Here is a 21,950-nt window from a genome sequence, read left to right as displayed (position 1 = left end):
CCTTAGTTGGTTGTAGGCAACACTGCCGGGTTAAAATTATTTTCAGTGATGTAATAATATATTTTGCCGTTCGAAATAAACTGCTGCTCAATTTGTGTGGCCCTTTTAATCTGCTGTACAGATTGACTTAACAATTTGATATAACTTTCAAACTGATCTAATGGCATTTTTGAAGTGCTTTTTAAATCGTTTACGGTGTATTTTGCAAGAAACTCGTTACTTAAAGGCAAACCAGTTACCAATTTGATATAATTATCTAAAGTCATTTTTTTGATATCACCTGAGGATATTTTTATGCCGAGCATCTGTTTTGGCATTTTGACATAGTTTTTAACCAGTTTGCTTCTGAAAGAAGACTGATCGGCCTGGAGGTTTTGCCCCAACATAATCGAAAATACATCTATAATCTGCTTGTACTCCATGTTATTTAAAACAATAGCATACTGCAATGTAGAACGGTTATTTTTCACCGCATCGGCTGATAAGTTTGCTGTACTATAATATTTAAAAGCGTTGTGCGGCATACGATCTGCTACTTCTGCACCAACAGGTTCAGGCAATAAACCTTCCACATCGGCTGATAGGTTTTTACGTGATATACCTGTTAATCGGAAGGCGCTATCCAATGAGCTGATCTGGTTATAGATATCCGAACTGGTTTCTTTTACAAAACGGCGTAAGGCAATTGTCATGCTCTGGTTAGAATTAACCGATCCTTTTGTCGGGAAAACCACACCACCTTGTATCAAACTGTTTTTAGGATAATCCAAATAGTAAGAAATTGAATCCTGTAAACTCGTATTATAAGGTTGAAAGCTTTTTAAGCCTTCACCTTTTACCATGGTATTTTTCCTGTATTCAGCAGAACGGATAGCCGACTCTGAAACGAGTTTACGCGATTGGATAACAAAATCGTTGAATGATTGGTTAAAATCGCTATACACCTGCAAGGCCAAAATACGGGCATCGGCAAGGGCTACCTGTTCGCTCATTTCATTGATCAGGTAATTATTGGTTCCTCCGGTATTTCCGGTACTACCCACCAAAATAATGAGGTTGGTTTCGTTCTTTTTTGCCTTGAACAAACCCAGTCCCGTTTTTATTGCCTGGAAAACAGGCTCTTCGCTTACCTCTCCATTACATCTTACTGTATTTTTGGCTTGATTTGACAGGAAAGTCATTAACTGCCTGTAATCATTTTGAATCGGGCTAACAAAAATGCCTTTTAATGCACAACCACTTTCACCGCGGTATACCACACCTCCATAGTTCACTTTTGTTCCTTTGCCAAAATCGCCCATAATATTTTCAAAAGAAGCAATGGTATTGGTCATTCCGGAAAAATACTTGGTCATCGGGCTACCGCCATCTACTACAAAAACTACGTTTACCTTGGTTTTATTTTTACGTAGGTTCAGGTAGTCCTGATACGAAAGCGCAGAACCATTAATGGTTAATATCTTATTGTCTTTTTTATTATAAACATCGGTTGCTATGCCCACCACGTTGGTGCCTTCATCATTAGAAACTACTGGTACGCTTCGTAAAATCAGGTTTTCTCTTGGTAATAATGGGTCTACTACAAATGCAGTTCCTTTATCGATTCCGTTTCTGATGGCTGTTGAGGTAGAATCATCATTGTCGTAATTTCCTGGCTTCGCAGAAGTAATGTACAAACGGTCGCCCCAACTGTGTACGGCTTCGGCAGAAACCCAGCCATATATACTCTTTAAAGCAGTATCGGCAACCAATTGATCATCAGAACCGATCAGGTACTTTTTCCCATCTTCTGATTTTTTGTAGATATAAGCAATTTCGTGCAACCTTACTTTAGTGCGCCTGTCTTTAAGTTCGGGCGTATTATAAACCAAAATGGAATCGGTAGTATCGAAATAGAATTTTGGTTCGGTTAAAGCATTTTTTCCGTTAACAATACCGATGGCTTTTTCTGCATAACCCGTTTTCTGGTTAGAGAAGGCGCGTTGCCATAAAAGCAATTTCGATTTTGCGATCCAGCCATAACTGATGGCACTTTTTTTATCGTTGATCTTTCTTCCCCTGATCATTCCTGCTTTATATTTAATCAGTTTCAGGTATCCGTTTTCTTCTTTAGAAACATAGAAGGGCTCCATAAAACTGATTTTTTTCATAATCAGGCTTCCGCCCGGGGCTGTGGTGGTATAGTTATCTTCGCGGTCGGAAAAAACGATCCAGGGCAAACTGCTGCTGCTGGTATTATCGTTAACGTTTATGGTTTCGGATGGCCTTTCATACGATTTAGGCATGTATTTAACTTTTTTGCCAAAGGATGCCGGCGACTGTGCGTAGGCAAACGATATTCCTAAAAACAGGATGGTTAAGGCATAATATTTTTTCATAATCTGTAGATGAGCTTAAAATTAGGAGATGTTAATCTATTTTGTTTTGGCCGGGGCATCAGCAGTTGTTGCCGCGGGCTGGGCGGTTCCCGAATGTTGTTTAATGTTTACTAAACTCGCACATGTAGAATTTGGTTTGATGGTAAGCTGCGCTTCATCAACGGCTATTTCGCCTCCAAAAGTAAGTCCCATACAATATGAATAAATATCAGTCTGTTTTTTCTTACCGTTCATTTCTACATTAACCGTTACTTTTTCGTTGCCGCACATGTATTTGTTAACGAGGTAGTAATAATTGGAATTAAAATCGGCACCATTGGCGATGGCCTGTAAGCGTGCCCTGATATCATCAATGGTTTTGCGTTCACCATCACCAGGCGCAACAAGATCTTCTACGATTTCGGCATTAGGATCGGTAATCAAAATGTTTAAGAAAGCAGGTTTGCGGCTTTTATCTGAGCGCAAACGAACTACATATTTACCTGGTGCTCGGTAGGTGTATAAGGCCGTTTTTCCTTTAACATCTACCCGGCCGGTTTCGCCGAAAGACCATTCGAAATCTTTTCCTTCTCCATCACCTTCCAACCTGATTTCTTCGTTAACCAGGCCGGCGGTTGGTCCGCTGATGGTTAATACACTGTCTATAACCGGTGTGTGTACGGTATCTCTTACCGTTACCGGAAACTCCTGACGGAGTTCCCCGTCAACAGTTAGGCGTACAATGTAAGTATCAGGTTTAGTATAATGGTAAGCACCGGTTTTGGTAGTGGCTTTTTCACCATTTCCGAATTCCCATAACCATTTTGAGGCCTTTGGGGTATTATCGGTGAAAACTAAATCTTCGTTTAAATAAATTTCATCTTTTAAAATTCGCGCATCAATTGCTCTTTTTTCGAACAATGAACTTTTAAATAAGAAAATCAGGCCTGTTAAGAGCAATACAGCTAATAAAATGTAAAGAATAACATAGCCCTGCGAATTTGAATTAACTTGCTTGGTGTTTGTGTCAGACATAGGTAGCGTTTTTTATAGGTTGTTTTTGGGATATTTATCGTGCAGACATGGTTTGCTGCAACTGGCGCCTGTTGGTAATGCAGTCGTCTAGTTGCCTTTTGTGCAGTTCGATATCTGTAATGTTTCTGTTCTGTTCCTGTCTATCATAAAATAATCTGTCGTATAGCTGTGCGGTTTGAACAAATATTTTGTAGCGAGAGTCTGACGCTTTACGGTCAAACGCTGCCCTGATAGAACCTAATGAGTTTTGTATATCGTTTTTCAAAAAAACTGCCTGTACGTTTGGATTATAGCGGGTAATCTGTTTATAAGTGGTATCGATGGTAGGTGAAGTTTCTTTCACCATGCTTTCGAATGCTTCGTTCTCATTGATCTTTACCTCCAGCTCTTCTTTCGATATTTCGTATCGTGATGTATTGCTATAAAAAATACCAAAACTTAAAAGCCCAACGGTAAAAACAAACAGCGCCACAAAAAACAAGAATTGTTCGCGCCTTTCTTTTATGCTTAATTTTATCATAATCTTTAAATTATCGGCCGAATCTTCCGTTTTTAATTTTATTTGCTGCAGCCTGGTTTGCGCGGTGGCAATCGTTAATCTGCTCTTTGTAGCGTTGAATGTCGCCTCTCGTATTAATGAGCGAATCTTGCAAATCGGCCATGGCGCCAACATTTTTGTTTAGTTTTTCGTATAATTCGAAACTCGGACTGGTTTGTGTTTTTTTGGATATAAGATCTTTTATCCTGTTATTGGCACTTTGAATATCGCCAAGCAAAATACTCTGTTTGCTCATTTCGTTAGCGTTATAATCGCGGTATTGGGCAAGTTCTTTAAAGCGGAGTAGAATAAGGTCGAAATTGGTATTGATATCTTTTCTTAAATAAGATAGCTTTTCGGTCTCTTTCACCTTTTTATCGAGTAAAGTATACTCATAATCGGATGCAACAAAAAAGAGATAAATAGAAAGGATGGAGAAAAGCGTCAGGAATACAAAGTTTAAAATAAACCTGGTATAAGCAGTTCTAATTTCGATGGCGTTAATGGGTTTCATAGAGCATTAATAATTTCACATAGTATTAGTTATCATATTAATCTGACATCAACCTCACAAAAAATCGCACAAACTTTTTCAAATTAACATTGTACTATAACAATTTTTAATATTTGTTGTTTGGTTATTAAAACGATTTTATTTCTTTTACTTTTAACAAACTTTAAGCCAAACCATCTATGTCTGAAAATTTTTACAACAAACCCTTCAGATTTAAGTCTGTTTTCTCAGGCACTGGGCTTCAGCCTGCTGACCTCGGGAGATCGATTTCAAACCACATAGAACTGATCATTTTTACCCGCTTTGGGGAGCATCGGTACCACAATGATTTCGGGTGCGAGATATGGGACCTTGATTTTGAATTAATCGTGAGTGAAAGCATCTGGGAGGAAAAATTCCGCAAATCGTTGCTAAAATCAATCACCGATTACGAGTTCAGAATATATAATACCGCGGTAGAAGTACGCATTACGGAAGTAGAAAATGTTTATCCGCTACGTAAGATAACAGAGATCAAAAAAAAGGTAGATATTAGTGTCCGGGCCCTGATAAAAACCACAGGTGAAAAATATTTTTTTAATACTGCTTTATTCCTCAGCCCTTTATCAACCTAAATCTAAAACGCCCAAAATATTCTACACATGAAACCAGTTTTTTATTCATCCAAAGACGAAATCCGGAACCGAATTGTAAAAAATGCCGAAGATTTCTGGAATGTTAAAGACAGTAACGACTTCGACCCATTGGTAAGGCTGATTATTGAAGCCCTAAGCAACGAGCTTTTTAATGTTGCCAATGATGTAAAAAACCTGGAGAACAGAATCTTTGATAAGATCAGCCGTATCCTGGCTCCCGATCATTTAACTTCATCTTTACCGGCACATGCAATTATGCATGCAAGGCCTATTGAACAGGAAGATTACCTATCGCCATATAGCCAGTTTGCTTTTAAGAAAAACATCCAGCAGGAAAATGATAAGCTAAAGAAAACCGACATTTTTTTTAGTCCACTCCATAATGTAAAAGTTAATAATGCTTCGATAAAATATATTGCTACCGGGAATACGCTTTTTGACGTAGAACAAATGGGCAAACAACCGGCCCATAATACCCTGCCTGGTACTTTGCTGGATAAAAACACCCTTTATATTGGCTTTAGCGGCATAAATAACTGGATGGATTTTAATAAACTGAATTTATTTTTCGACTGGAAAAACTATTCGGTGCCTGAAAACACTTACGACCTGTTATCGTTAGGGAAATGGTTTTACAAAGAAAACGAACTCACAGGCTATACAGAACGCTTTATGGATGAGCCATTAACGGGTAAGATACAGGCCCCTTTTCAACATAAACAACTGCTCAACCTGATTAAAGCCGATGTGCTGCAATTTTACAGCAACAGGTTTATTACGCTTGGCGACCTTAACGATTTCAACATTGACGACACTGAGGAGCTGCCTGCCGAGTTTACAAACTTATTTCAACCGGCAGCACTAAATAAGATCGATGATTCGGTAAAATGGCTTAAAGTAGTTTTTCCGGCGGCCATTAATCAGGAAATGCTGAACGAACTACATATTTATATCAATGCATTCCCGGTTGTAAATAAACGGTTAAGCCAGATTAAACACAGGCTTAAAACGATGAACAACATTATCCCTATTAAAACTGAAGCGCTCGACCAGATGCTGGCAGTAGAAAACCTGAAGGATAATAAGGGAAAAAGTTATAATGAAATCCCCTACACGAACGAGAATGAAAAAGGCGATGGTTCTTTTTCAATCAGGTATGGGGGTACGGAGCGTTTTGATACCAGAAATGCAAAAGAACTGGTAGATTATCTCTTTGAACTATTACGCGATGAAAAAGCAGCATTTTCTGCCTACGGACCTGATTTTTTAAGCACAATTCTTAAAAATCTGGAACAAAATATTGCGCTCATTGAACAAAAAAGCCGTTCAGCTCTTAAAGATATAAAAGAACTGCCCAGTTATATTGTATTGAAACCGATTGATGATGCTGATATTTTATTTTTAGATATCTGGGTTACACAGGCCGAAGAAGCCAATCATATTAATGCAGGTAGCCGTCTGGCGGTATATGATAACAATAAGGTTAACGCAGAGAGTATTTTTTTACTAAGCCAAACAAAAGGTGGCCGATCGAGATTAAATGCAACCAACAGGGTACAGGCTTATAAGTATGGGTTAACTACTGCCGACCGGATTATTACCAAGGCCGATGTAATTAATTTTTGCCGTTATGAACTGGGGAATAAATTAAAAAGCATTAGCCTGGCCAAAGGCCTGATAATGGATAATAAACCAAATGCAGGATTTATTAAAACTACCGATATTTTGATCGAACCGGCAGACAACCTTAAACTCGATGCGCAAGATTGGGAAGAGCTTTTGAGTTTAACATTGGCAAAATTGAATCTGAGGAGTACCATGAATGTGCATTACCGGTTAATGTTAAAGCCAGCTTTGTATAGGGCGGTTTAGTAAGAAGGTCGTCATTCCCGCCCAGGCGGGAATCTTAAAGCTTATTGTATTAAGGTTCCCAATCAACCCGATAGCTATCGGGTTGGGAATGACGATCGCATATACATAAGGCTAGTTAATTATTACGAATAAATATTAACGAACGCTGTTTATAATTGTAGTCAGGCGGGCTTTAAATATACACCGTATAACCTAAAAAAGCACTTTCGCCATTTTCACTTAATAAAGTTTCCTGATAATCGGGTGCGGTAAGAAGCTCTACGTTTACTTCTGCATCTACAGGCATTAAATAGCTGATGGCCATATCCAGAATAGCCCTGTTCTTTTGCCCCGGAATAAATTTGATCAGTTCTTGTGGAGAAGTTGGCCCAATATTGATGTTATAAGCCTCGTGTTCTGGTGTAAAGCTGTCGCCTATAATGGTATCAATGCCCAATGCGCTTGCACCAAGCTGCATCTGCATTTCTTCAGCAATTTTTACCGGGGCAATATTTGCTGTAGCATCTACAATGGCAATAGGCAGGTTAAACAGTGCTGTTAGCACTTTTGATACAAAATCGATATCGTTTCTTTTCTGCTGGATTTCGGGCAGCAGGTGCATCCAGATAATGCTCTGTTCTTTATTCAACAGGTTAAATTCATCCCAGCCAAATTCGAAAATCTGGCTCAGATCAGCATAAGTTGTTTTTTTATCGAGCATATTTTCATACAACTCGGTCATGATCCTTACATAATTAATTTCAGCATCAAAGGGGGTAAAAAATAACCTGGCTTCCTTTTCTTCCTCTCTCCTATCCCTGATGTCTTTTATCATCGATTCCTCATCCATGCCAGCACTGCCTGTTGGCGGCCTGTGGAAAAGTCCTTCGGGTAGCATATCATACAAACCTTCGCGGTTGGTATTAATGCGGATCCGATCATGCCTTCTTTTTTCCGAATAATAGACATTGGTACTGTCAATATCTTTGGCAAAGGCACGTTTATCAGGCCCAAGTGGTATAATTTCTATCCTATCTGCATCAATTACCTTACGTTCAATCAGGTCTGCAGCATGTGCTACAGCTTTATAATCTGTAAAGAGTTCGTTATTAATCAAAGTTTCTTTTTTCATTTAAACTTTAAGCTTAGTTATGTGTTATAGGTTAAATTTATATTATCGAAAAAAAATAGGATTATAATCAAATACTAAAGATACTATATTTGTAGTACATCACATCTATAAAAATTAATGGACGTTCAATCATTTTTTATTCGCTTTCTCTTATTTCCGCTGATCTTTTTGGTTTCAACGGCAATACTTTCTATTATTAACAAGAAGAACCAGTTTCTCAACAACAAAAGACTTATCGTAAGTGTTCTGCTTATTGGTATTATTTTAGCAATTCCGGGTTTTTTGGGCTTTCTGAACTTTAATTTCATGCCCTGGGGCTACATTATCTGCTGTATTTTCTACATCTTAACTGGCTCGCTCTTTGTTTATTTATTAACAAAATACTATCCAAAAGATTTACTGGAGCGCAAGGTATTTATCTTTTTTGCCACTTTGGTTTCGGCCATTTTATCGGTGTATCTGTTTCAGCTGGCCTTTAACTGGTTAAGTTCGGTAAACTTTGGCTGGTTTGGTGCAGGCAGCATCATCTGCTTTTTTGTTCCGCTTATTTTTTGGTGGGCCTATGTTTCTTTATTGGGCATCCCTTCAGAAATTTACAAGATCTGGAGATATCCTGATACTCCACTGGATATTAATATGGACCATGTAGATTTTAACCGTTTATTAGTGTTAGAACTGGAGCTGTACAAAAAAAGCAGCGACCCTGAACCTTTAAAGGTAAAGGTAAAAGCGGTAGAAAATATGAACTTCGGTATCTGGTTCCATAAGTTTATTGATGATTACAATTTGAAGTTTGCCAAAAGCCCTGTCGAGTTTAAAGGTGATGATCTGGAAAATTATAAATGGATTTTCTTTATCAAAACTTCGTTTTTTAAACGGAATATCTTTATCGATCCGGATCTGGACATTATTGAAAATGGCATTACCGAAAAAATGACAATTTATGCGAAACGCGTATCGGAAAATGTAAATAAGCCTAACGAAGTTGGCGAAAGTGCTATCTTTATCTAATCTATAATAAAAACATCTACCATGATAAAGCCGCTAAAATATAAATCCATCAACTGGATTAATGGCATGAAGCTCTCCAGCGATCACTTTACCGTAAGCGATCTCTATTTGCAGGATTTTGTACGGGATGCCGTATCGCTGCAGCTGAACAACAGTAATTACGGATTTTTGCCGCCATTTGCAGGTTACAAAAGTTCGCACGATATCGAAATTATTGAAAAGGCAACCAACCACATTGAGGTGCGTGTAAGGTATTGTAATGCGGTTACGCCAGAGGGTTGCCATATTGATATTGTACAATCTGATAATATGGACACACTGGTTCATAACCATTATTTTGGTCAATCAGAACCCCGCAACTATGTTATTTTATTAGTGGTTAACCCGTTTAACCGCGTACCCACCGGCACACCAAGCCCTGATGAAAGTCCAATCCGTTACCCTGAATTAGCCAAAGGTTATTCTATTGCGGTTTTACCTGAAAGTGAAGTAGGCTCGCAAACGGCAGACAGTTATTTTCTGACCATCGGACAGGTTTACTATGAAAACGGAAGGTTATCAATCAATACCAGCTATATCCCACCAAGCACAACGATAACAAGTCATCCGGCATTAATCAGGTACTATGAATCTTTCAGCGTTTTATTGAACGATTTACAATTGGCCGCATTCAAGATTATCGATAAAACAGGAGGCAGGGATAATATTACACCGCTTGGCAAAAATATCCGACTGATTTCGGAGAAGATTGTAGATTATATTGCAGGTTTATTTTATGAATACAGAAACATCGCACACCGCGAATCGCCTGTGGTTTTGGTCGGTTATTTTTCGAGCCTGGCACATATCTTTTTTACGGCAATCAAACTGATCGATCCACGTGAAAGAGAAGAACTGTTAAAATACTTTTACGAGTGGAAAGATGTAACCCCTGGAAACTTTGAAGAGCTTTTGGCTAAAACCATCGAACTCGTATATGATCATAAACAGATTAATAACAGTATGGTAATGGCTAACGAATTTATGAATGTACTGGTTGCGCTTTGGAATAAATTAAGCGGACTAGAATATATTGGCCAACGCAAAGAAAACATTGTGGTTGCCGAACAGCAGGTTGTACAACAAGTACAAGCCAGAAAAACCTGGACTTTGCTGGATTAATAATATTTCTCGGAGTAAATTTATCAAAAAGCTGTACCCTCAATGAGGATACAGCTTTTTGATTTATATGATGGTGTTGGTTTAAAAATTAATCAGCGTACTGCCATCGTAATAACCAGGCTTAGCTATACCCAGGAATTTTAATATGGTAGGTGCTACATTGTATAAATAAGGCGCACCATGATAATCTGTTGTTTTACGTTTGAATATCGGGGTGGTTAAGGCACTCCAGGTAATGGTTGCGCTATTTTTGGTCAGAATATCTATTTTAGGTGTAACCAAACTTCCGTTATAGGTTGTTCCTGAGCCTTCATTTCCTTTAGTGTACAAAACCAGGTCAGCATTTTGTGGGTGCGACGAAGTTAAGGCCGTAAAACTATAAGCACTGATACTGCTTGCAGGTAAAGCCGATTTGAACAACCTGATTTCTGAAATATTGCCGGTAAAGTAAGGATTATAATTACCCGTACCATCCTGTCCTATTTTAAATGTGGTGCCGCTTTCTAAATCGCCTACGGCAGAAATATTACCTTCTGCAACTTGCACACCACCATCGTATATAGTTGCCTTTTGAGTGCTGCGGTTAACCACTATGGCTACCTGATGCCACAGCTGATCGGTTAAATCAACACCATCAACATCAAGCCTGTGGGTACCATCACCAAAATTAGCCCTGATTACTCCATTCCTATTAGAAATGATAATACCTTTATTATAACCACTTGCCCAATTTTTATTGCCGATAATTACCGGATCGCTAGTAGCAGATGTTGCCCTCGCCCTAAACTCGATGGTGAAACTACTGGTTGCACTAAGATTAAAATTACCAAGGGCAGGCAGCTGACCATAAACATTGGTTTTAAAATCGACGGTAGAGATGCTATGTGGTGTTGATTCTGTTGCGGTGGTTGGTAATGCATTTACCAGTTGAGGCGAAATGGCACTGTTGTTTAAAATGATAAAAGCATTTTGCTCCAGGTAGCTGGCCCCACCATGGCTAAGATCACCACCATGATCTGTAGCAACAACAATGAGCCAATCTTCATTGTTATAAGTTGGTCTTGCCTTTAAAGCCGTTAAAATTCTTCCTACGCGTGCATCAACTGCTTTTACCGAATCCATATACATTTGGGTAGTGGTTCTATAATTACTGGCGTGCCCGGCATGATCTACATCATCGAAATGGCAAAACGCAACATCTGTATTACTGGTGGTAATTTCCTGGATAATCCTGGTTTCCGTTGCGTTATCGTTTGCACTATTCTGCTTTACCGTTACATCTTGAGTAGCCACAATAAAATCGTTAATGGACGACCAGGTTACAATTGATGCGGTACGCAATGCAGGTAAGCTGGTTTTAATCTGCCTGAAAAAAGAAGGGTAGTTTACAAAGTCTGATCCCGAAAAACTATTATCGGATGCTTTATGCTTGTCCACACCTACTCCTGTAAACAAAGCTGACCATCCATTAGATGACCAGGTTGGTACCTGAGCCAGGGCATTGGTACTGGTGTACGATTGGTCCATCAACGTTTTGAGATTAGGTGCATTTGAGGCTGTAATGGCTTTCCAAACACAACCATCAATACCTATAAATAATACTTTTTTGGGCTTTGCAAGCAAAGCATTTTTTGCTAAAGATTGTTGATCAGAAATTTTTTCCTCTGAAGTAGCTGTATCCGCCTTCTTACAAGAAATCAACGACAGGATCATGAGATAAACCAGGGATGGTAAAAGCTTTGATTTTTTCATAGTTAAATTAAGGTTAAAATAATGTTTACATATAAATGATTTTGTTTAGCTAAACTAAACAAAATATCCGTAAAAAAGAAGTCCTTAATTCAAACATTTTCACATTTCAAACTGGTTAATAAGACTTTGCCTTAAGCTACTATTTGACCAGATTATTGAAAATAAAAAAGCCCAACTTCTAAAAGTTAGGCCTATCATATAATTTTTATTATGGACGCGAAAAATATCCTAATCAAAAGTAACCTGGTCTGGTCCGGTTATTTTTTTGATGTGACAGGCACATTTACCTCCGCTTGCTTTAATTACAACAGATTTTGCTTGATTGGTTGTCGCAGATGTCCCGGTAATTTTTAAGTCGTCTCCACCTTCTGATAATTGTGATTTATTACCATCATCAATCACAATAAAAGCACCTTTTACGGTACTGGTGTAAATACTCGAATTGGCCTTTAAACTTTCTCCAGTTCTTTGATTGATTACACTAAAATCCTTTACTTCGGCACCTTCACCTTTATTATCTACAAATCTTATCACTACCGAGGCAAGCTCTTGAGTACATATTTTATCTCCACACTCGGAAGTGGTTTTATTTTTTTTACAGCTGAGTAGGGCAATGCCCATGATTAATAAAAGTGTTAATTTCTTCATTGTCTATTTGGTTTTTAATGAAAACGGTAAAATTCATAGAAACGCTACAACAATATAAGAGAGGTATATAGTAAAGATATACTACTCGTAAATCAAATAACCCTCAATCTTTCCTCTTCAAGGTCGATCTGGTACAATTGATGGCGGATGATTTCCTCATTAATAGCAGGATCTTTATTCAGCGCCGTAAGATATTCCCGTTGACTTTCGAGCATCTGGATAAAAATGGTTTTTACCTGTTCGTTCATCCAGCTGTCATCGCTGGCTTTCGATTTTTCTTCCCAATGCCTTAACAATTTTTCCAAACCGGCATGTCCATTCAATTCCTTGTCGTATTTATTTTTAAGAAACTGATAACTGTGTTGTTTTAAACCCTGTTTCATGTTTTGTTTAACCGTTTCTTCATTTTCCTGATTAAATATAAAACCAAAGGCTCCTGTACGCTTTATAATGGATGGAAGCGTAAGGCCTTGTACCAGGAGTGTAAGCAATATCACCACAAAAGTGATGAACAAGATCAAGTCTCTTTGTGGAAAGGCCTTTCCGTTATCGAATGTTAAAGGTATTGCCAAAGCTGCGGCTAATGAAACTACTCCACGCATACCCGTCCAGCCGAGCAATAGCGGCATAAACATCAGTGTCCTCCTGGAACGCGCAGCGGGTGTAACGCTTGGGCGGAAAATAAGTGTAGCAAACATGGCAGCATAAGAGCTGATGATCCGGGCCGCAATCAATACTCCCGTAACCAATAAGCCATAGCCGATAGCGGTACTTAAGGGAATACCTTGTGAACGCAGTCCATCCCTGATTTCAGGAAGCTCCAGCCCAATAATTAAAAAGACGACGCCATTTAAAATAAATATAAAACTTTCCCATACACTTAATGCCTTAATGCGGCTGGTGCTGCTTAAAAACACCAATCTCCTGGCCGACATAAATAATCCGCCACTTACTACCGCCAGCACGCCAGAACTATGTACCTGCTCTGCTATCCAGTACATAAAATAAGGTTCTATGAGCATCAATGCAATATCAGAAGGCGCATCGGTAGGTAAATACTTATGCAGCCTAACAAATACCCAACCTAACAATAAACCAATGCCTGCACCGCCAATTACCATCCACAAAAAGCTGCCAGCTGCATCTTGCCAGATAAACTGACCTGTGCCAACTGCAACCAATGCAAAACGGAAGATAATTAATGAGGAAGCATCGTTCAATAAACTTTCTCCTTCCAGAATAGCAGCCGTAGATTTTGGAATCTTTACAAATTTTGTAATGGCTGCTGTGCTCACCGCATCGGGTGGAGAAACAATGCCCCCCAATAAAAATCCTATAGCGATTGTAAACCCTGGAATAAGATAATTGGTAACCAGTGCTACAGAAAGTGCGGTAAAAAAAACAACCAGAAAGGCAAAACTACCGATAATGCGCCACCATTTTTTCATTTCCTTAAAAGAGATTGCCCAGGCAGCTTCAAATAATAACGGGGGAAGAAATATAAAAAATATAAGGTTGGGATCGATTTTTACCTTCGGCAACCCGGGTATGAAACTGATCAGCAAGCCACCAACAACCAATAAAATCGGATAAGCGATTTTGAGTTTGGTGGCCCACATATTTAACAGCACAATGATGGCTACCATGGCAAGCAAAAAAGGTAAAATGGTATGCATTATAATTAATGGTTAAGATTGAGTTTCAATACGTCAATTTATAAAAAATACAATACAATTTGACTCCATTCCGCGGCAATTTGAAATCAATAATCGATAAAAGTTGTTCGATCCCAAGTTCGGACTGTTCGATAATGAACACTAAAATAGTCTCAAAAAATTCATAAACAATTGATTATCAGATAAATAATTACATATAATTGTTTTGGCACTTCGTTCGTTAACATGCAATCAAACGATATAATCGCCAAAAGAAACAAATGCTCAGTATCGCCTAACAATTTATTAATTAACAATTAAAATAAAACACGCTATGAAAGCTTACTTAAAATCCCAAATTGCCATGGTATCAGTCTTAATTTTATTATTGACCTATATTTTTCCGACAACTGCCAGCGCTGTAGAAGATAAACCCATAAAAACTGAGAAGATTGCTCCTTTCAGGAAAATCTTAATAAAAGGGAATATTGAAGTGATCCTGATCCAAAGGCCTGACGTTGGCATTTCTTACGCTGATGATAATGAAGGAAACGCCAGGGTAACACAACAGGGAGAAATACTATCCATTACTGGAACCAGTACCGTACTGGGCAAAATCATTGTTTATGTAAACGAACTCTATAGAATAGAGGCCGACGAAAATGCTATGGTTAAAACACAAGGAATTTTATCTGTTAAATTCCTCCAGATCATTTTAAAGGGAAATGCTATTGCTGATATTTATACAACAAGCCAGGAGCTTTATACGGCCATTTATGATAAATCGGAACTGTATTTAAGGGGAAATACCGATAAACATTTTCTTTTCATGGATAAGAATCCAAAACTGACTTTTGATCAGTTTGCAGCATTGCGTACTCAAGCCACAGAGTGATAGATATATTATTGGTATTAACCTGATCAAACAAAAAAGCCCTAACTTTTGCAAGTTAAGGCTTTTGTTGTCCCAACCGAAGGTCGGGAGGACTCGAACCCGCGACCTCCTAACCAACAGATCGCAGACTTGCGTTTCTAGTCCGTTGAATTACCTAATATTTTTAATAATTGATTCTTTTCTGAGCTGATTAACCGTATAATTTGGTGATGACCATATTTCTTTAACGCTTTTTCACGGATCAACCCTTCCTTTTTCGTCTCTACTTCTTCCAGATAAACAAAGCGCCAGGGTAATTTAGTGCCCGTATACTTAGAACCTCCATTATTATGCTGAACTAACCTATTTATTGGATTCTCTGTAAAGCCTTTGTAATAGGAGTTATCGGCAAGACTTTGAATGATGTAAACATAGAATCCCATAAGATCAAATCGTTGGAAACAAAAAAGCCTCAACTTTTGCAAGTTAAGGCTTTTATCGCGGAATGGACGGGACTCGAACCCGCGACCTCCTGCGTGACAGGCAGGCATTCTAACCAGCTGAACTACCACTCCTTTTGTTCTCTTTAAAGTTCGAACCTCTTTCCCCTTTCGGGATTGCAAATATAGGGACAATTATCAGTTTGTCACTATACTCTTGGATATTTTACGGCACAAACCCGTAACTTACTGAATTTCACTAATAATATTTTATCCAGTAGCAAGCTAAGCTAAAAACTAATTGGCCGTGTAAACACAACGATATTAAATTTTTTATAAATTTAATTACTATTTCCATCACACATGAGAACATTTTTTTTAGCATTATTATTCATTACAAGCATGGGCTTAAATGCATGCAGGCAAAACGATTCAAACATAAATCCTGAAGAAATAGACCAAGAAGATACGCTTACAATTGCAAAGGAGGACATTTTGATTTCAGATGTTCTAACAAAAGAACAACAATTGAAACTTAGCCCTGCAGATGTTCTCAAGCGTTTACAGCAAGGCAATCTGGATTTTACAAAAGATAATTTAACGATTCGCAACACTACCGAAAGGGTAAGAAAAGCCTCGCTAGGCCAATATCCAAAAGCAGTTATACTTTCGTGTCTCGATTCGAGAGTACCCGTAGAAGATATTTTTCACAGCGGGATTGGGAATCTATTTGTTGCCAGAGTTGCAGGGAACATTGTTAATGAAGATATTTTAGGAAGCATGGAATATGCCTGCAAAGTTTCAGGAGCCAAGCTTGTAATGGTGCTGGGGCACGAATACTGTGGCGCAATTAAATCCGCAATAGATGGTGTAAAGCTGGGCAACATCACCAAGCTTCTCAAAAAAATTAATCCTGCTGTTATTAGCGCTAAAACCACCTTTAAAGGCAAATCCATTTCTTCAAATCCATTGTTCGTAGAAACGGTTTGCGATGAAAACGTTAAACTATCTATCCGGGAAATCTTAAATAGAAGTACCATCTTGAGAGAAATGGAAGCAAATGGCGAAATAATTATTGTTGGAGGCGTTTATGATATGAGCTCCGGAAAAGTCGAAATATTCGAGCCAGCTAAATAAAGAGTTTTTAACAAAAAAGCCTCAACTTTTGCAAGTTAAGGCTTTTGTTGCGGAATGGACGGGACTCGAACCCGCGACCTCCTGCGTGACAGGCAGGCATTCTAACCAGCTGAACTACCACTCCTTTTGTTCTTCTTTAAAGTTCGAACCTCTCGTCTCTTTCGAGGTTGCAAATATAGAGACTATATCTTAATTCGCAAACTTTTTTTTCAAAAATATTTAACTACCTAACCTACAGCGCCTTCCTGCATTTTTTCTGCATTTTCAGCAAACTGGAGTGCATCAATGATCTCCTGGATATCTCCATCCATAATACTTGGAAGGTTGTACATCGTTAATCCGATGCGGTGTTCGGTAACACGCCCCTGAGGATAGTTATAGGTTCTGATCTTTGCTGAACGATCGCCGGTTGATACCATTGTTTTACGTTTTGCAGCAATATCACCATTCTTTTTCTGCAATTCAATATCGTAAAGTTTACTACGCAACATCTCCATTGCAATTACACGGTTACCCAATTGCGAACGTTCCTGCTGGCACACCACCACAATACCCGACGGCTTGTGCGTTAACTGCACTTTGGTTTCTACCTTGTTTACATTCTGTCCACCGGCACCGCCTGAACGCGAAGTTTGCAGTTCAATATCGGCTGGGTTAATGTAAAGATCAATTTCTTCTGCTTCCGGCAAAACCGCTACTGATGCTGCTGAGGTATGTACACGCCCCTGCGTTTCGGTATCAGGTACACGCTGCACACGATGCACGCCACTTTCGTACTTTAACTGACCATAAACATCATCGCCATTCACTTTTAAGATCACCTCTTTATAACCACCGGCAGTACCTTCGGTTACATCAACGGTCTCCACTTTCCAGCCTTTAGTTTCAAAATAACGGGTGTACATGCGGTATAAATCGCCGGCAAATAAAGCGGCTTCATCGCCGCCGGTACCGCCTCGGATCTCAAATACGGCATTTTTGGCATCTTCAGGATCTTTAGGAATCAACATCAGGCGGATATTGCTTTCCATTTCTTCCTGTTGTTTTAACAACATATCAAGCTCCTCCTTTGCCATTTCGCGCATTTCAGCATCTTTTTCAGTAGCTAAAATTTCTTTATTGGCATCAATGTTACTCATCACATTTTTGTAGATTTTGTACTCATCTACAATTTTGCCCAAGTCTTTATATTCTTTATTTAAAGCCGCAAAACGTTTCATATCCTGAATAACATCCGGATTGCTCAACGATTCTTCCACATCTTCCCAACGCAGCTTTATAGCTTCTAATTTATCTAACATATTTATTCTTGTTGAAATTTCCCGAAGGCTGGCATATACCCAAAAATTCAGGAAATGCAAAAATAAGGAAAAAAGCTGAATTAGTTTGTTTGGCGAGAATGGTTAATTGGTTAACTGTTTAAATCGGTTAACTGTAGCGACATTAAGCAAAAGAATGGTTTTATAAAAAATTAGAAAATGGAGGGTGAAGTGCCAGTGGCGGCTGATAGTCCCGCTATCACTTCAAGTCCTCGCTACGTTCCTCGCTCCGGGCTTTTCGTTTTATCAGGTTTAGATACAAAGAACAGTGCATTTTAGGCACATTGCAACCCTAAATAGCAGCAGAAACCGGGGTGCCTAAACGGGATCCGATAGCTATCGGATGCAGTGGCAGCTCCCGACTTTTTTCTAATCGGGACTATAACCTAAAGCCCGAATAACATTAAATAAATGCTACAGACTTTGCTTTCCAAAAGCAAAAAACATTACGGTTTTGGGCTATAGTATTCAAGTCTTAAATTCTCACCGTCAAAAACCCCATAAGAACTATAGTTGAGCCACTCGCCGATATTTACATACCTGCTCCCGTTGCCCAAATCAATATCGAGCGGCAGGTGCCTGTGCCCGAAAATAAAATAATCGAAATGTGCTTTCTGCAGTTGTTCTTTGGCATAAATGGCTAGCCATTCTCTATCTTCTCCTAAAAACACCTCTTTTTCGGTTTGTGCGGCCCTGCTTCCTTTACTCCAGCCATTGGCAATGCCGATCCCTAAATTTGGATGCAAACGCGCAAACAACCACTGACAAACTTTACTTCTAAAAATCTTTCTTAAAAATTTATACTTATTATCTCCTGGCCCTAAACCATCGCCATGGTGCAGGTAAAATTTCTTCCCACCACGTTCAATAATCAGCTCATCACTGATAATTTCCATCCCGATTTCCCGGGTAAAATAATCGCGCACCCACATGTCGTGGTTACCTTTAAAAAAATAGATTTTTATCCTTGCATCGGCCATGGCGGCCAGTTTACCCTGCAAACGGATAAAACCTTTCGGCACTACAGTGGCATATTCGAACCAAAAATCGAAAATATCGCCCATTAAAAAGAGTTCGCTACAATTTGGCGTTATAAAATCCAACCAGCTCACAATACGCGCTTCACGGGCACGGCTTTCAGCGTAATTTGGTGTGCCTAAATGAAAATCGGAAGCAAAATAAATATTCTTAGCCATGGATTCTTCAAAGGTAAAAGAAAAAAATGGAAAGCTTAGAGAGTAAAGCTGAAAGATCAAAGCACAATAACCTGTGAAATCAATCCGAAGGAAAAAAGAAATGTTGTATGGTTGCAATGTTTAAAAGTTGAAATGTTTTGGATGCCCAGGCAAATCAATAATCAGCGTAATTCCAAAATCTGTGAAATCAACCCGAAGAAAAAAAAGACATATATTAGTAAATAAATCTGTTTCACTATGAAAAAACAATTTCTATTATCCTTATTTGCATTAAGCCTTTTCGCCTGTAACCAGGGCAAAAAACCAGCAGAAAAAATAACATTGATGAAATATCCAGAAACCAAAAAAGACGACACTAAAGACAATTACTTCGGCACCACCATCGCCGATCCTTACCGTTGGCTTGAAAATGACACCTCTGCCGAAACCAAAGCCTGGGTAATTGCCGAAAATAAAGTAACCCAAAACTACCTGGATCAAATTCCTTACCGTGCAGATATTAAAAAGCGTTTAACTGAAATCTGGAACTATCCGAAAGAATCAGCTCCATTTAAGGTTGGCGAATATTATTTCTTTACCAAAAACGATGGGCTGCAAAACCAAAGCATCTGGTTTATTAAAAAGGGATTGGATGGAAAAGAGGAGGTTTTTCTCGATCCAAATACGCTTACCGCAGATGGTACTGCGGCTGTTTCACTTCTTGGTTTTTCTCACGATAAAAAATACCTTGCTTATTCTGTGGCGCAGGCCGGATCAGACTGGAGCAATATTTATGTAATGGAAATTGCCACCAAGATGAAATTGGGCGACGAACTGAAATGGACCAAATTTTCGGGCGCAGCCTGGAAAGGTGATGGTTTTTATTATAGCAAATTTGATGAACCCGCTAAAGGAACCGACCTTTCGGCTGCCAATAAATACCAAAAGGTGTATTTCCACAAATTGGGTGATTCGCAGAAAAATGATCAGTTAATTTTTGAAGACAAAACCAATCCTAACCTTTATTTTGGCGCCAGTGTTACCGAAGATGAGCGCTTTTTAGTAGTGTATGCCAGTGCAGGTACATCAGGAAATGCATTATATTATCAGGATTTAAAAACACCAGCCAGCAAAATAGCACCGCTGATTAAGGGTTATGAACATAACCATAGTGTTGTTGATAATGTAGGCGACAAATTACTGGTGAATACAGATTTGGGCGCTGAAAATAAACAGGTTGTTCTGGTCGATCCAAAAAATGCAGACCCGAAAAACTGGCAGAAAATCATTCCGGAATCTAAGCTGGCGCTAGAAGGTATTGGGACTGGCGGCGGATTCCTCTGGGCAACCTATTTAAAAGATGCCAGCACAAATATTATTCAATTTGATTTAACCGGTAAGAAAATTGGCGACGTAAAACTTCCTGCCATAGGCACGGTTGGTGGTTTTGGAGGGTACAAAGAAGATAAAGAATTCTTCTATACTTTTACCAATTTTACCACTCCTAGCAACATTTACCGTTATGATGTGGCTAAAGCTGAATCTATTTTATACAAAAAATCAGAACTGAAGTTCAATACCGACGATTACGAAACCAAACAGGTATTTTACCCTTCTAAAGATGGTACTAAGGTCCCCATGTTCATCGTGCATAAAAAAGGGATCAAACTTGATGGCAACAACCCGGTTTACCTATACGCTTACGGAGGTTTCCAGATCAGTTTAACACCTGCATTCAGTTTATCGCGCATGTTGTTTTTGGAGCGCGGCGGCATTTACGTTCAGCCTAGTTTGCGCGGTGGAAGTGAGTATGGCGAAGCCTGGCATAAAGGCGGCATGTTGGCTAAAAAACAAAATGTATTTGACGATTTTATTGCCGCAGCCGAGTACCTGGTGAAAGAAAAATATACCAATTCATCTAAAATTGCCATTTCGGGTGGCTCAAACGGCGGACTTTTGGTTGGTGCCTGCATGACTCAACGGCCTGATCTTTTTAAAGTGGCTTTACCTGCCGTTGGCGTATTGGATATGCTTCGTTACCACAAATTTACCGTTGGCTGGGGCTGGGCAGTTGAGTACGGAACCAGTGATAAAAAGGAGGATTTCGATTACCTGATTAAATACTCGCCGCTTCATAATATAAAAAGCGGTGTTAATTATCCCGCAACCCTAATTACTACAGCCGATCATGATGACCGAGTGGTACCTGCCCATTCTTTCAAATTTGCGGCAACCTTACAGGAAAAATATAAAGGCGAAAACCCGGTTTTAATCAGGATTGAAACCAAAGCCGGCCATGGCGCTGGCAAGCCTACCACAAAACTGATCGAAGAAGCTGCAGATGTATGGAGTTTTGTGTTTCAGAATTTGGGGATGAGTTGGTAGTGCGTTTTTTATTGTTTTGAAAAAGGTCGTCTTTCCCGCGAAGGCGGGAATCTTAATAACTACAGCATTACGATTCCCAACCCGATAGCTATCGGGTTGGGAATGACGATCCCTAGCAGCTTATTCCATTTGGATGAAAAAGAATCAATTCCCCACTAAACCCATAGACCAATTATAATTTGCTTTAAATCACTAAAAACCTTTAACTTTTGTTTTCAATTAGCTCAAAGCATATAAAATACTGAATATAATAGGATTGCAAAATTATCTAGAATATTTCTAAATAGCAGAATTGATAAGACTTTATTTTGTAACTTTGCGTCAAATTTTT

18 protein-coding genes and 2 tRNA genes are annotated in these 21,950 nt (G+C 39.0%); 7 read left to right on the top strand and 13 right to left on the bottom strand.

Features of this window, described 5'->3' with window-relative positions; genetic code table 11:
- Positions 1-2 precede the first annotated feature (2 nt).
- From tssR to U859_RS0102430, 4 genes are read right to left on the bottom strand one after another with little or no spacing between them, the layout of a single operon-like run.
- Complete coding sequence (gene tssR, locus U859_RS0102445) at positions 3-2,378, bottom strand: type VI secretion system protein TssR domain-containing protein (protein WP_025141854.1); 2,376 nt, start codon at positions 2,376-2,378, stop codon at positions 3-5.
- A gap of 36 nt (positions 2,379-2,414) precedes the next feature.
- Entirely contained in the window at positions 2,415-3,392 is a 978-nt protein-coding gene (locus tag U859_RS0102440) for a PKD domain-containing protein (RefSeq protein ID WP_025141853.1), read from the bottom strand.
- A 34-nt stretch (positions 3,393-3,426) separates the two neighbouring features.
- On the bottom strand, positions 3,427-3,912 hold the full coding sequence (gene tssO / locus U859_RS0102435; protein WP_025141852.1) for a type VI secretion system TssO: 486 nt from the start codon (positions 3,910-3,912) through the stop codon (positions 3,427-3,429).
- 10 nt (positions 3,913-3,922) lie between these two features.
- The gene (locus U859_RS0102430; protein ID WP_025141851.1) at positions 3,923-4,444 is read right to left on the bottom strand and encodes a type VI secretion system TssO; all 522 of its coding nucleotides are present in this window, start codon (positions 4,442-4,444) and stop codon (positions 3,923-3,925) included.
- Between the two features lie 179 nt (positions 4,445-4,623).
- Here U859_RS0102430 and U859_RS0102425 point away from each other — a divergent pair, with 179 nt between their 5' ends.
- Together U859_RS0102425 and U859_RS0102420 are read left to right on the top strand one after the other, a co-directional pair.
- Positions 4,624-5,058: a GPW/gp25 family protein gene (locus U859_RS0102425; RefSeq protein WP_025141850.1), complete on the top strand. Its 435-nt coding sequence runs from the start codon at positions 4,624-4,626 to the stop codon at positions 5,056-5,058.
- A gap of 27 nt (positions 5,059-5,085) precedes the next feature.
- Positions 5,086-6,951: a type VI secretion system baseplate subunit TssF gene (locus tag U859_RS0102420; RefSeq protein ID WP_025141849.1), complete on the top strand. Its 1,866-nt coding sequence runs from the start codon at positions 5,086-5,088 to the stop codon at positions 6,949-6,951.
- 172 nt (positions 6,952-7,123) lie between these two features.
- On the opposite strand, the gene U859_RS0102415 is transcribed toward U859_RS0102420, so the two are convergent.
- On the bottom strand, positions 7,124-8,062 hold the full coding sequence (locus U859_RS0102415) for a type VI secretion system baseplate subunit TssG (RefSeq protein ID WP_025141848.1): 939 nt from the start codon (positions 8,060-8,062) through the stop codon (positions 7,124-7,126).
- Between the two features lie 117 nt (positions 8,063-8,179).
- Between U859_RS0102415 and U859_RS0102410 the strand changes: the two genes are divergently transcribed.
- Entirely contained in the window at positions 8,180-9,073 is an 894-nt protein-coding gene (locus U859_RS0102410; protein ID WP_025141847.1) for a TssN family type VI secretion system protein, read from the top strand.
- A 21-nt stretch (positions 9,074-9,094) separates the two neighbouring features.
- Entirely contained in the window at positions 9,095-10,234 is a 1,140-nt protein-coding gene (locus tag U859_RS0102405) for a hypothetical protein (protein WP_025141846.1), read from the top strand.
- A gap of 81 nt (positions 10,235-10,315) precedes the next feature.
- Here the strand turns inward: U859_RS0102405 and U859_RS30855 are convergent, their stop codons facing one another.
- The 3 genes from U859_RS30855 to U859_RS0102390 form a co-directional block, all read right to left on the bottom strand.
- The gene (locus U859_RS30855; protein ID WP_025141845.1) at positions 10,316-11,986 is read right to left on the bottom strand and encodes an alkaline phosphatase family protein; all 1,671 of its coding nucleotides are present in this window, start codon (positions 11,984-11,986) and stop codon (positions 10,316-10,318) included.
- A gap of 228 nt (positions 11,987-12,214) precedes the next feature.
- On the bottom strand, positions 12,215-12,634 hold the full coding sequence (locus tag U859_RS0102395; protein WP_025141844.1) for a hypothetical protein: 420 nt from the start codon (positions 12,632-12,634) through the stop codon (positions 12,215-12,217).
- A 92-nt stretch (positions 12,635-12,726) separates the two neighbouring features.
- Positions 12,727-14,310 carry a Na+/H+ antiporter gene (locus U859_RS0102390; protein ID WP_025141843.1) on the bottom strand — a complete coding sequence of 528 codons (1,584 nt, stop codon included), beginning with the start codon at positions 14,308-14,310 and terminating at the stop codon, positions 12,727-12,729.
- Positions 14,311-14,623: 313 nt separating this feature from the next.
- On the opposite strand from U859_RS0102390, the gene U859_RS0102385 reads away from it, so the two are divergent.
- A complete protein-coding gene (locus U859_RS0102385) occupies positions 14,624-15,184 on the top strand; it encodes a GIN domain-containing protein (RefSeq protein ID WP_025141842.1) in 561 nt (186 codons plus the stop codon).
- A gap of 137 nt (positions 15,185-15,321) precedes the next feature.
- On the opposite strand, the gene U859_RS0102380 is transcribed toward U859_RS0102385, so the two are convergent.
- Positions 15,322-15,606, bottom strand: a complete 285-nt coding sequence (locus U859_RS0102380) for a GIY-YIG nuclease family protein (RefSeq protein WP_025141841.1) — start codon at positions 15,604-15,606, stop codon at positions 15,322-15,324.
- A gap of 58 nt (positions 15,607-15,664) precedes the next feature.
- Positions 15,665-15,738 (bottom strand) — tRNA-Asp (locus U859_RS0102375).
- A 228-nt stretch (positions 15,739-15,966) separates the two neighbouring features.
- On the opposite strand from U859_RS0102375, the gene U859_RS0102370 reads away from it, so the two are divergent.
- Positions 15,967-16,740 (top strand): carbonic anhydrase family protein, encoded by a 774-nt coding sequence (locus U859_RS0102370; protein WP_025141840.1) that lies wholly within the window; start codon positions 15,967-15,969, stop codon positions 16,738-16,740.
- Positions 16,741-16,790: 50 nt separating this feature from the next.
- On the opposite strand, the gene U859_RS0102365 is transcribed toward U859_RS0102370, so the two are convergent.
- From U859_RS0102365 to U859_RS0102355, 3 genes are all read right to left on the bottom strand, one after another.
- A tRNA-Asp gene (locus U859_RS0102365) sits at positions 16,791-16,864 on the bottom strand.
- A 103-nt stretch (positions 16,865-16,967) separates the two neighbouring features.
- Entirely contained in the window at positions 16,968-18,041 is a 1,074-nt protein-coding gene (gene prfA / locus U859_RS0102360) for a peptide chain release factor 1 (protein WP_025141839.1), read from the bottom strand.
- A 464-nt stretch (positions 18,042-18,505) separates the two neighbouring features.
- On the bottom strand, positions 18,506-19,255 hold the full coding sequence (locus U859_RS0102355) for a UDP-2,3-diacylglucosamine diphosphatase (RefSeq protein WP_025141838.1): 750 nt from the start codon (positions 19,253-19,255) through the stop codon (positions 18,506-18,508).
- 237 nt (positions 19,256-19,492) lie between these two features.
- Here U859_RS0102355 and U859_RS0102350 point away from each other — a divergent pair, with 237 nt between their 5' ends.
- A complete protein-coding gene (locus tag U859_RS0102350) occupies positions 19,493-21,619 on the top strand; it encodes a prolyl oligopeptidase family serine peptidase (RefSeq protein ID WP_025141837.1) in 2,127 nt (708 codons plus the stop codon).
- The last annotated feature ends 331 nt before the right edge of the window (positions 21,620-21,950 follow it).

The sequence above is a fragment of the Pedobacter jeongneungensis genome (genome assembly GCF_000633455.1).
Classification (GTDB): domain Bacteria; phylum Bacteroidota; class Bacteroidia; order Sphingobacteriales; family Sphingobacteriaceae; genus Pedobacter; species Pedobacter jeongneungensis_A.
Note: the sequence above shows the minus strand (reverse complement) of the source record. Positions and strands in the feature narration are given on the sequence as shown.

Bases quoted from the DNA above. Each gene is read 5' to 3' on its own strand.
- tssR (WP_025141854.1), bottom strand. From the start codon at position 2,378: ATGAAAAAATATTATGCCTTAACCATCCTGTTTTTAGGAATATCGTTT.
- U859_RS0102440 (WP_025141853.1), bottom strand. From the start codon at position 3,392: ATGTCTGACACAAACACCAAGCAAGTTAATTCAAATTCGCAGGGCTAT.
- tssO (WP_025141852.1), bottom strand. From the start codon at position 3,912: ATGATAAAATTAAGCATAAAAGAAAGGCGCGAACAATTCTTGTTTTTT.
- U859_RS0102430 (WP_025141851.1), bottom strand. From the start codon at position 4,444: ATGAAACCCATTAACGCCATCGAAATTAGAACTGCTTATACCAGGTTT.
- U859_RS0102425 (WP_025141850.1), top strand. From the start codon at position 4,624: ATGTCTGAAAATTTTTACAACAAACCCTTCAGATTTAAGTCTGTTTTC.
- U859_RS0102420 (WP_025141849.1), top strand. From the start codon at position 5,086: ATGAAACCAGTTTTTTATTCATCCAAAGACGAAATCCGGAACCGAATT.
- U859_RS0102415 (WP_025141848.1), bottom strand. From the start codon at position 8,062: ATGAAAAAAGAAACTTTGATTAATAACGAACTCTTTACAGATTATAAA.
- U859_RS0102410 (WP_025141847.1), top strand. From the start codon at position 8,180: ATGGACGTTCAATCATTTTTTATTCGCTTTCTCTTATTTCCGCTGATC.
- U859_RS0102405 (WP_025141846.1), top strand. From the start codon at position 9,095: ATGATAAAGCCGCTAAAATATAAATCCATCAACTGGATTAATGGCATG.
- U859_RS30855 (WP_025141845.1), bottom strand. From the start codon at position 11,986: ATGAAAAAATCAAAGCTTTTACCATCCCTGGTTTATCTCATGATCCTG.
- U859_RS0102395 (WP_025141844.1), bottom strand. From the start codon at position 12,634: ATGAAGAAATTAACACTTTTATTAATCATGGGCATTGCCCTACTCAGC.
- U859_RS0102390 (WP_025141843.1), bottom strand. From the start codon at position 14,310: ATGCATACCATTTTACCTTTTTTGCTTGCCATGGTAGCCATCATTGTG.
- U859_RS0102385 (WP_025141842.1), top strand. From the start codon at position 14,624: ATGAAAGCTTACTTAAAATCCCAAATTGCCATGGTATCAGTCTTAATT.
- U859_RS0102380 (WP_025141841.1), bottom strand. From the start codon at position 15,606: ATGGGATTCTATGTTTACATCATTCAAAGTCTTGCCGATAACTCCTAT.
- U859_RS0102370 (WP_025141840.1), top strand. From the start codon at position 15,967: ATGAGAACATTTTTTTTAGCATTATTATTCATTACAAGCATGGGCTTA.
- prfA (WP_025141839.1), bottom strand. From the start codon at position 18,041: ATGTTAGATAAATTAGAAGCTATAAAGCTGCGTTGGGAAGATGTGGAA.
- U859_RS0102355 (WP_025141838.1), bottom strand. From the start codon at position 19,255: ATGGCTAAGAATATTTATTTTGCTTCCGATTTTCATTTAGGCACACCA.
- U859_RS0102350 (WP_025141837.1), top strand. From the start codon at position 19,493: ATGAAAAAACAATTTCTATTATCCTTATTTGCATTAAGCCTTTTCGCC.